The sequence below is a fragment of the Pseudomonas sp. genome, from assembly GCF_050739995.1.
Lineage (GTDB): Bacteria > Pseudomonadota > Gammaproteobacteria > Pseudomonadales > Pseudomonadaceae > Aquipseudomonas.
Genome location: NZ_JBOICG010000118.1, coordinates 1 through 10,865, shown reverse-complemented (window position 1 = coordinate 10,865; position 10,865 = coordinate 1). Strand labels below are relative to the sequence as shown.

Genomic DNA, 10,865 nt, shown 5'->3' with positions numbered 1-10,865 from the left:
GCAAGCCCCCTCCCACATTGGATCTCCAGTGTCTGCAAGGTTGTGCAAGGATATACGCCCTCGGCGCCCAGCGCGCCGCACCTTACATTTCTTCACAGACGAGCTACACAGCTTCACAGCACCACGGCGCAGGTGTCTTTAGGATGCACCAGTCATTATTGGGATATGAGCATGTCGAAGAATCTGTTTGCGCCGTTTTGCCTGCTGGCCCTGACGCTGGCCCTGAGCGCTTGCGGCAAATCGGCCGACGAGGCGCCGGAAATGCCCCTGGCCAAGGTCCGCATCGAAACCCTTCAGGCCAAGCCCCTGTCCATCACCAGCGAGCTGAGCGGGCGTATTGCCGCGCCGCGTATCGCCGAAGTGCGTGCACGGGTGGCCGGTGTGGTGATGCAACGGGTGTTCAAGGAAGGTCACGACGTCAAGCAAGGCGATGTGCTGTTCCGCATCGATCCGGCCCCTTTCAAGGCCGACCTGGACAGCGCCCAGGCCAACCTGAGCAAAGCCGAGGCCAATGCGTTCCAGGCGCGCCTGCAAGAGCAACGCTACAGCCAACTGGTTGAGGGCAACGCCATCAGCGCCCAGGACTACGACAACGCCCGCGCCAACCTGCGCCAGACCAACGCCGAAGTCGCCGCCAACAAGGCCGCCGTCGAACGCGCCAAGCTGAACCTGGGCTATGCCACCGTCACTGCGCCGATTTCCGGGCGTATTGGCCGCGCCTTGGTGACCGAGGGTGCACTGGTCGGGCAGAACGAAGCCACGCCACTGGCGATCATCCAGCAGTTGGACCCGATCCACGCCGACCTGACCCAATCGACCCGCGAGCTGAATGACCTGCGTCGCGCTTTCCGCGCCGGCAGCTTGAAGCAGGTCGGCCAGGACCAGGCCAAGGCTACGCTGATCCAGGACGACGGCAGCCTGTACCCGCTGCCGGGCAAATTGCTGTTTGCCGAAATCAGCGTCGACCCGGGCACCGGGCAGATCATCCTGCGCAGCGAGTTCCCCAACCCGGACCTCGACCTGTTGCCCGGCAGCTTTGTGCGGGTGCGCCTGGAACAGGCCGTCGACAAGCAAGGCATCAGTGTGCCGCAACGCGCCATTACCCGCGACAGTGCCGGTGTACCGATGGTGCTGCTGTTGGATGCCGAACAGACCGTCAGCCAGCAACCGGTGGAGCTGGGTGCCGTGGTCGAGGACCGCTGGATCGTCAGCAGTGGCCTCAAGGCCGGCGATCGCATCATCGTCGAAGGGCTGCAACACGCGCGCCCCGGTGAAAAAGTCGAAGTGGATGACAGCCCTGCCTCGGGCCATCTCGTAAAGGAATAACCCGCCATGCCGCAGTTCTTTATTGACCGCCCGATCTTCGCCTGGGTGGTCGCCCTGTTCATCCTGCTGGCCGGCGCCCTCGCCATCCCGCAGTTGCCGGTGGCGCAGTACCCCAACGTCGCCCCGCCGAAGGTGGAAATCTACGCGGTGTACCCGGGTGCCTCGGCCCAGACCCTGGACGAAAGTGTGGTCAGCCTGATCGAGCAAGAGCTTAACGGCGCCGATCATCTGCTGTATTTCGAATCCCAGAGCAGCCTCGGCTCGGCCACCATCACCGCGACCTTCCAGCCGGGCACCAACCCGGAAATGGCCCAGGTGGACGTGCAAAACCGTCTCAAGGCGGTGGAACCGCGCCTGCCCCAGGCGGTGACCCAGCAAGGCTTGCAGGTGGAGAAAGTCTCCGCCGGCTTCCTGTTGCTGGTGACCCTGACGTCCAACGACGGCAAGCTCGATGACGTGGCGCTCAGCGACTACCTGGCGCGCAACGTGATGAACGAACTCAAGCGCCTGGACGGTGTGGGCAAGGCCCAGCTGTACGGCGCCGAGCGCGCCATGCGCATCTGGATCGACCCGCAGAAGCTGATCGGCTTCAACCTCACCCCGGCCGACGTCAACGCCGCGATCAGCGCGCAGAACGCCCAGGTCTCGGCGGGCAGCATCGGTGATTTGCCCGGCACCAAGACCCAGGAAATCACCGCGGCGATCCTGGTCAAGGGCCAACTGTCGACGCCAGCGGAATTCGCCGACATCGTGCTCAAAGCCAACCCGGATGGCTCAACCGTGCGCATCGGTGATGTGGCACGGGTGGAAGTCGGCAGCCAGGAATACCAGTTTTCCACGCGCCTGAACGGCAAGCCGTCCACCGCCGTCAGCGTGCAACTGTCGCCGGGGGCCAACGCGCTGAACACCGCGACCCTGGTGCGGGCGAAGATGGACGAGCTGTCGCGCTACTTCCCCGCCAACGTGGAATACAAGATCCCGTACGACACCTCGCCGTTCGTCAAGGTCTCGATCACCAAGGTGGTCTACACCCTGCTGGAGGCGATGGCGCTGGTGTTTGCGGTGATGTTCCTGTTCCTGCAGAACGTGCGCTACACCTTGATCCCGACGCTGGTGGTGCCGATTGCCTTGATGGGTACCTTCGCCACCATGCTGTTGCTGGGCTTCTCGATCAACGTGCTGACCATGTTCGGCATGGTGTTGGCCATCGGTATCCTGGTGGACGATGCGATTGTGGTGGTGGAGAACGTCGAGCGCATCATGGCCACCGAGGGCCTGTCGCCCAAGGACGCGACCAAGAAGGCCATGGGCCAGATCACTGGGGCCATTGTGGGTATCACGTTGGTGCTGGTGGCAGTATTCCTGCCGATGGCGTTCATGCCAGGCTCGGTGGGAGTGATCTACCAACAGTTCTCGTTGTCGATGGCCACGTCGATCCTGTTCTCGGCGTTTCTCGCCCTGACCTTGACCCCGGCCCTGTGCGCCACGTTGCTCAAGCCGATTGCCAAGGGCGAACACCATGCAAAGGGCGGTTTCTTCGGCTGGTTCAACCGGCGCTTTGAAAGCCTCACCAATCGCTATGAAGGCTGGGTGGCCTATGCCCTCAAGCGCAGCGGCCGGTACCTGTTGATCTATCTGGTATTGCTGGTGGGCCTGGGATGGATGTTCAGCCGCCTGCCCTCCTCGTTCCTGCCAGTGGAAGACCAGGGCTATACCATCACCGATATCCAGCTGCCACCGGGTGCGAGCAAGAACCGCACGGTGCAGGTGGCCGAGCAGATCGAAGCGCACAACGCCGAGGAGCCTGGCGTGGGTGATACCACCATGATCATGGGCTTCAGCTTCTCCGGCTCCGGGCAAAACGCGGCCTTGGCATTTACCACGCTCAAGGACTGGTCGGAACGGGGCAGCGATGACTCGGCGGCGTCGATCGCCGACCGCGCCAACATGGCCTTCACCGAGCTCAAGGACGCCGTTGCCTATGCGATCCTGCCGCCCCCGGTAGACGGCCTGGGCACTTCCAGCGGATTCGAGTTCCGTTTGCAGGACCGTGGTGGTGTTGGTCATGCCGCGTTGATGGCGGCGCGTACCGAACTGCTGACAGCCGCCGAGAAAAGCCCGATCCTGGCCAACGTGCGCGAAAGCGCCCTGGCCGAAGCGCCCCAAGTGCAGTTGCAGGTGGATCGCAAGCAAGCCAACGCCCTGGGCGTTTCGTTTGCCGACGTCGGCAATGTGCTGTCCTCGGCCATCGGTTCGGCTTACATCAACGACTTCCCCAACCAGGGACGCATGCAGCGCGTGGTGGTGCAGGCTGAAGGTGACCAGCGCAGCCAGGTGGCGGACTTGATGAAAATCAACGTGCGCAACAACGCCGGGAAGATGGTGCCACTGTCGGCCTTTGTCGAAGCCAAGTGGACCCAAGGGCCGGCCCAACTGACGCGCTACAACGGCTACCCGGCCATCGCCATTTCCGGCGAAGCGGCGCCCGGCCACAGTACCGGCGAGGCGATGGAAGAAATCCAGCGCCTGGTCAGCCAACTGCCCGCCGGCCTGGGCCAGGAATGGACCGGCCTGTCATTGCAGGAGCGCTTGTCCGGCTCCCAGGCACCGCTGCTGCTCGGCCTGTCGCTGTTGATCGTGTTCCTGTGCCTGGCGGCGCTGTATGAAAGCTGGTCGATACCGACCTCGGTCTTGCTGGTGGTGCCACTGGGCGTGCTCGGCGCGGTGCTGGCAGTGGCCTTGCGCGGTATGCCCAACGATGTGTTTTTCAAGGTGGGCCTGATCACCATCATCGGCCTGTCGGCGAAGAACGCGATTCTGATCATCGAGTTCGCCAAGGATCTGTACCAGCAAGGGGACGACCTGATCGGCGCTACCTTGAAAGCTGCGCGGTTGCGCCTGCGGCCCATCATCATGACGTCGCTGGCATTCATTCTCGGCGTGGTGCCGTTGGCGATTGCCACCGGCGCCAGTTCGGCAAGCCAGCAGGCGATTGGTACAGGGGTGATTGGCGGGATGATCACGGCCACACTGGCGGTGGTGTTTGTGCCGGTGTTCTTTGTAGTGGTCATGAAGCTGGTGAAGAAACGCCCCCGCTAAACCCCTTCTTGAGGGGTATACAGTCAAAAAATGTGGGAGCTGGCTTGTGTGGGAGCTGGCTTGCCTGCGATGGCATCACCGCAGTGTGACTAACACACCGAGGTGCCTGCATCGCGGCGGTGCGACGATTCGACAAGCCCAGCTCCCACACAAGGGTTATTGGTCGCCCCCATGATCAGGTAGAGTCTGCTGACACACCGTCAGCCGTGAGCACCTATGCCCTTCTTCACCCGCACCCACCCTCGCCTCTCCACCGCCGCTGCGCTGGGCATTATCGTCGGCATCCTGGTACCGGCCGACACTCTTCTGAGCAAGATCCTCATCGGCTGGAATGCTGGCGTGTGGACCTATCTGGTTTTGATGCTGTGGCTGACCATCCGCGCCAAAGCCCCGGACGTACAACGCATCGCTGAAATCGAGGATGAAAACGCCGGCCTGGTGCTGTTCATGGTGTGCATCGCGGCCATTGCCAGCCTCGCGGCCATCACGTTCGAACTGATCGGCAGCAAAGACCTGGCGAGCACCGAGCGCCTGTTGCACTACGGCTTTACCGGGTTGACGGTGATCGGTTCGTGGCTGTTGATCGGGGTGATCTTCAGCGTTCACTACGCCCGGCTGTATTACACCTGGGATGGCAAGGAGCCGGCGCTGCGCTTTGCCGAGGGCCTGCTCACGCCGAACTATTGGGACTTCCTGTATTTCTCGTTCACCATTGGCGTGGCGGTGCAGACGTCCGATGTGGGCGTTGCAACGCGCAGCATGCGTAAAGTGGTGCTTGGGCAATCGTTGATCGGTTTTCTGTTCAACACGGCGATTCTGGGTTTCTCGATCAATATCGCCGCCGGGCTGTTTGGATAACGCTGCACACATCTTTCCAGACGGAGATATGAGTTACGACGGCCGTATACTGTCAAGTTTGACAGTATACAAGGCGGGCATTCTGCTATTTGATGCTGCAAACAGAGCCGTTAATGTCTCTGTTACGCGCACACTCATCAGCGATGGAGAAGCGATCATGTCCTTACTGCAACCACAGCCAACGCTCGCTCAGGAAAAATACTTGCGGCCAAAACGCCTGACGGCGACAGGCACATTCGATGCAACAATCGACTCGGTCGAAGTCATTTTTCAAACCACTACACTCCAGCATGACCCTGAGCGTGCGCTCTACAATATTGATGGGCGGCACGCAGACAACTCCGTGACCATTAAAGAAATTCATATACGTATTCCTGATAACGTTCGCACCGGGTCCATCATCGATTTGTCCAAACAGGAGTTCACCGAAGTAGCCGTGTGGTACTCACTCAGGTCCCCTACGGAGCACTACTCGGTGGACTGCACCGCAGGGACATTGACGATTCTGACACTCAGCCATGGCGTTATCGCGATCAGTGGTGAGTTAAGAGGAACCACCGAAGCCGACCCCAACGGTAACTCGCATGTCGTGGATGTGGACTTCGACCTGGTCAGTTAATGCTTTATCCAAAAAAACGCCCGTAGCTTTCGATACGGGCGTTGCGCAATGACTGGCGTTTACCAGGTGTAACGCACACCTACGTTAGCGCCCCAAGGCTGTTCGACTTTGCCCCCACTGCTGTGCTCAAGGTCAGCATGCAGTTGCAGGTTCTGCGACAGCTTCACCGCCATACCCGCCCCGAATTCAGCGCGCGAGCCTGAGAGGTCGTTGTTGAACACATTGTTATTCACCGACACTTTATTGTTGTTGGCAAACTCATGCACCATCGCCGCCCGCAGATAAGGCTGGACCACGCTGCCGCTGTCGAGTTGGATATCCCGGCCGACCGTCGCGCCCGCTTTGGCCATGATTGAACGAGTGCGCTCACCCTTGGCGTGCAGACCATTGTCCAGGTTGTAATTGCCCCCCTGGATTACGACGGTGGACATTTGGGCATAAGGCTCGACAAAAAAACCGTCATCCAGCTTGATATTGCGACCGAATTCAGCGGACAAACCGCCACCGGTGTTGCTGTACTTGCCCTTGGACGAGGTGCCGTCACTCAGGCCGACCTTGGACTCGTTCTGGAACCGGTTGACCTTGGCTACAGCGTCGAAATACAGGCCACTTTCGTCATCCAGCCACGTCGCATAAGCACCCAGGTAGTAGCTCTTCACGGTGCCGGAAGTGCCACGCTTGAGGTTCAGATCAGACGAACTGTGACCCGCCATCACACCCACCAACCATTGGCTGTCAGCCAAAGGCGTATCAGCACCCAAGGTAAAGCCCTGTTGGTTTTGGCTGTAGCCAACGCCAGTGGTGTCAGCCACTTTGTACTTGTTGCCATAACCACGAATCCACACACCCGCCTGGCCTGGCTCGAAACGCAATTCACCCATGCGTGTACGCAGTGAGGTCGCTTCGCCGTACCACACGGTCGGTGCTGTGTTGAACAACGCCAGTACCGAGCGAGTGCCTGGGCTGATCACACGATTATTCGGGTCGAGAAACCAGTCGGTACCTTCTTTTTTCAGGCCGTAGGAGTAAGCACCTACGTCAACTACATCACCCAGCAGGGAGAACTGCGCATCACCACCACCGGTGTGTACGATGCGAATCTCTTCGGGGTTGACTGGCTCTGCGCCGCTGGCAGCCAGCAACAGGCTGTGATTACCCTTGGCCTCTCCCTCGATGTTCAGGAAATCGGTGATGCCACGAGCGAAATCGGTGCCCATGACAAAGGTGCCGTTACCGTCGAGGCTGTTCAGGTCCAGTTGATAGAAGGCATCGGTCGCCCCGAACTTCACGGTACCGCCAGCCAGGTTCAAAGCGCCCACCTGGCTGTCGCCGGTCAATTCCCAGAACGACGCATCACCTATGTTCAGGCTGCTGACATTCTTCAACTGGCCGGTCAGGCCGGCGTTGTTCTGCAGGCTCAAATGCGCCGCGCTGCCGTCCTCGACAATGACGTTGCCGTTCAAGCGGCTGTTGTCGACCTGCATGTTGGCTGTTGCACCGCCATTGACCTCCAGCAGTGTGCCGTTGCCAGCGGTCAGGGTCGAACCGTTACGCACATCAATTTCAACTTCGGTAGACGAGCCATACTCGCCATTCACAACAAGGGCGGAACCGGTGCGACCTTCGACACTGGAGTTATCCAAGACCAGTCTGCCAACGCCACTGTCGCCCAAGTCATCGCTGAACACCACACCGTTCTTGCCACCCACAATCCTGCTTTGGCTGGCACTGGCCGTTGCGCTGTCGAGCAATATGCCAAAACTGTCGGCGTCGGTGCCTTCGACAGTGCTCCTTTCGAAATGCAGCTCGCTGTTACCATTCGCCGCTGCCCCGCCGATGACACCACGGATGGAACTGTCAAATACCTCGGCAACCGCCCCCTTATCGGAGTTGTGGCTCTGGAATGCTTGCAGGCCTATCGTGGTATGGCTGGTTATGTCACTACCACGAATTTGGGCATCGCTATCATCCAGGCGTACCGCACCGAACTCCGCATGGTTTGAATTCACGGTGGCGCCGTTCAGGCTCACGAAAGAGCCCTGGGTGGCTCGAATATCATCAATCCGGCTGCCGGCGTTGGCAATCAGCGCCGAATCGTTGGCCAAAATATGACCTGCCCTGGCACCGTTTACAGTCAGCTCAGAATTCTGGTCCAGTTGCCAGTCACTTTTAGGTGCTGTGCCATCAATGGTTTTTGACTCACCAACCAAATGACCGGCTTGTGCGGTGCTTTGAACAGCTGCAAACATAAGAAAAGTAATAGTCGGAACTTTCATCATCTTGCTCAACGGTTTGAGCTCGAAGTGATTCAATAGGGACATAGGAGTTCACTCTCTGGGATAGTGCCTTCGAAACGGCTTGGCTCGTTCCCTCGGAATGGAGCCTTACCTGTGCGGCGCAGAGGTTACGCAGCGAACATACCCATGGCTGTAGGACTTATCTGAACAAATTGAGCGAACGAAATAGGTGCTCCTATAAAGATCAATCAACTGAATCGAAGACAAAAAAACTATCTGGAAAGAACAATTTTCAAACGCCAAAAACACCCAAGGGAAGCAATGCTTCCCTTGGGTGACTCCAACTGACTATTGAGTTTAAGGTCTTACGATTTCAATCCCATCGCAGTATGTGTCCGGGTTGGAGAAGACGGTATACACATCGGCCAACGCACCATGACCCGTTGCCCCTGTGTCTACCGTGGTTGTATAGGTGACCTCGCAAGGCCCCAGCACCACCTGCGTCAGGAAGGGGCGGTACTGGATATCGACGTTGAAGCCATTGTCCACATCACCCAGTGTCAACGGTTGACTCGGAAAGTCTTGCGTGAAAGGGCCAGGAGGGAAGCCGAAGGCCTCGCTCGAGATACTCACGTGTACCGTCACTATATTGCCGACCACCAGTCGAGGATCTCCGGGAATGAATACCTGGGCGAAGTAGGACGGAGGTGTTCCAGGAGCGCGTTGGACCAAGGATTGACAGCTCCACTCGCCATTGGCATCAAGACGTTGGAATTGAGCAGACGCTAGTTCTACCGTCACCGCATCGATCACATTGACGGTAGTGATGCCTGATGGATTTTCGTTGGTGGTACCGGGCCCGGTGACAACATAACTGACAGGTTGAGGACCGTTGCCGTGGCGTGCTACCACATCCCAGGGAATTTGGAATGTGGCTCTGGCGCCGGGCGTTGTGGTGCTCAGTGGGAAAGGCCCCACACGCTCCTTGTCGACGCCCCAGAACAGAAAGAACCGATTATTGGCATGGGGTAATGCCGCAATAGTCCAGAGTGGTATTTCGATATCAACCAGCTGATTCGCGTCGCCGATACGCAAGGTGTTCAATTCAGGACGCGAGGCTGCGCCAAAAACCTCTGCCAGGTTCAAGGCGGGATTGACATCCCCGGGTTCGAGCGTACCTGGCAGCACAGGCCCTTCTACCGACAAGTCAAGGCGGACCTGCTTAGTGGGAGAGGGGAAAAATACGCCGTTACGGTCAATCCGATAACGCACGTCAACCGTCTGCGGACCAAGCGTCGCAGTGTAAGCCGCTTTGATCGCAGCATTCATGTTGTTGAAGACCACATCAAAATTGGCGAGCGGAGGTGATTGCGGTCCAGGGAGTTGTGCTTCCCACTGCACTTCGAATTTGTCCACCCCTGTGGCGAAATTAAGGTACTGCTGGATATGCAGTTCAATGCCAGCGACGTAATCGGCAATGTCGAGCAAATCGTCCGTGCCGCCAATGGGATCAGGTGCCAGTGGAAGAACAGGTGGCAGTGGCACTGGGTCGGCCAACAAGGCAACCGTACGAAAGTCCACGAATGAAGGGCGACTGACATTTCCCGCTCGGTCAGTGATGGTGTAGAAAATATAAAACAACCCACTTAATACTATTTGTGCTGCTGGCAGGAAAAATGTGCCTCCTGTGGGCTGCATGGGAACCAGGCCACTCACATCATACTGCGGCCGAGGGTCCATGACCGGGCTGAAGTACACGGTGAACCTGTCTCCGGCTTCAAACCGCCCGGTCTGCGGACCATAGGTATTGGGAGGAATGCCAATATCGACGCCCCCCTGATTTATCAAAAAGTTGTTATCGATAACCTGGCCAGGCGGCGCATTGTTAAACGTCGGAACAGTCGGCTGCTCACGTGAGGTTGCTGTGGCATAAGGTGCGATGGTATCGACCCGGAATGCACCTGGGTTGGACGTGTCGAGGGAAGGCCCTGGTACACCCGCCAGATTACGGTACTGAGTATTTCTGAGTTCGTAAAAGCCATGCCTGAACTCGGGTACAGGCGCAGGGACAAACTTGCTGATCATCGGAGGAACCGGGTTCACGTTGATCTGATAAGGCGCCAGAAGGGTGAACCAGGTGGGCGGACTCACAGTGACATCGCGCATCTCGATGCCCATCCAGTCGGTCGACCTGGATGCTGTCCCGGTGTTCAACTGTAGGGTGATGCCAACGGGTGCAACGACCGCCGGGATGAGGCCAGTTGCATCATCCAACGCCTCATTGATTGTCGGCGGATTGAGAACCAGGATCCCTGATGTTGTAGTGGGCATTTCAGTCTCTCCTTTGCTAGTTGAAATAGGCACCGCACAGGTTGCAGGGCCTTAATCGCTCGTTCAGTCCTTGAGTTACTGCTGGGAGACTGAAACCAGGACACACTCGCGCCAGCCGAATGACTGGCGAACAACCACGTTTTACTTCGAAAGATCGGAGGAGTAGATGGCCGGGCTCAAGGCTCAGGACCATCGCCGCCTATCCAGCAGTAAATCGGCTCGGGGGGAGGTGGCGAAACAGGCACTACGCGATCGAAGGGCACAATCATGGACGATGAACGACCAATGATGGCGCCGTTTCGGGTCACCATGTAGCTCGCCTCACCACCGGCGTTATCTTTTAACGGCCGGATCAAGTGCTCGACATCAGTGATGCGGAAGATATAGCCCGAGGC

6 protein-coding genes and 1 pseudogene are annotated in these 10,865 nt (G+C 58.5%); 4 read left to right on the top strand and 3 right to left on the bottom strand.

Annotation, left to right across the window (positions count from 1 at the left end):
- Positions 1-171 precede the first annotated feature (171 nt).
- The 4 genes from ACRESD_RS04045 to ACRESD_RS04030 all read left to right on the top strand — a co-directional run bounded on the left by ACRESD_RS04045 (position 172) and on the right by ACRESD_RS04030 (position 5,902).
- Positions 172-1,326 (top strand): efflux RND transporter periplasmic adaptor subunit, encoded by a 1,155-nt coding sequence (locus ACRESD_RS04045; protein WP_431749744.1) that lies wholly within the window; start codon positions 172-174, stop codon positions 1,324-1,326.
- A gap of 6 nt (positions 1,327-1,332) precedes the next feature.
- On the top strand, positions 1,333-4,425 hold the full coding sequence (locus ACRESD_RS04040) for a multidrug efflux RND transporter permease subunit (protein WP_431749743.1): 3,093 nt from the start codon (positions 1,333-1,335) through the stop codon (positions 4,423-4,425).
- A gap of 216 nt (positions 4,426-4,641) precedes the next feature.
- Positions 4,642-5,283 (top strand): DUF1345 domain-containing protein, encoded by a 642-nt coding sequence (locus tag ACRESD_RS04035; RefSeq protein WP_431749742.1) that lies wholly within the window; start codon positions 4,642-4,644, stop codon positions 5,281-5,283.
- A gap of 157 nt (positions 5,284-5,440) precedes the next feature.
- Positions 5,441-5,902 (top strand): hypothetical protein, encoded by a 462-nt coding sequence (locus tag ACRESD_RS04030; RefSeq protein WP_431749741.1) that lies wholly within the window; start codon positions 5,441-5,443, stop codon positions 5,900-5,902.
- Positions 5,903-5,961: 59 nt separating this feature from the next.
- Here ACRESD_RS04030 and ACRESD_RS04025 read toward each other — a convergent pair whose 3' ends face one another.
- From ACRESD_RS04025 to ACRESD_RS04015, 3 genes and pseudogenes are all read right to left on the bottom strand, one after another.
- Complete coding sequence (locus ACRESD_RS04025) at positions 5,962-8,223, bottom strand: autotransporter outer membrane beta-barrel domain-containing protein (protein ID WP_431749740.1); 2,262 nt, start codon at positions 8,221-8,223, stop codon at positions 5,962-5,964.
- Positions 8,224-8,496: 273 nt separating this feature from the next.
- Positions 8,497-10,470, bottom strand: a complete 1,974-nt coding sequence (locus ACRESD_RS04020) for a hypothetical protein (protein ID WP_431749739.1) — start codon at positions 10,468-10,470, stop codon at positions 8,497-8,499.
- Positions 10,471-10,646: 176 nt separating this feature from the next.
- Positions 10,647-10,865, bottom strand: a pseudogene (locus ACRESD_RS04015) (hypothetical protein); the annotation flags it as partial.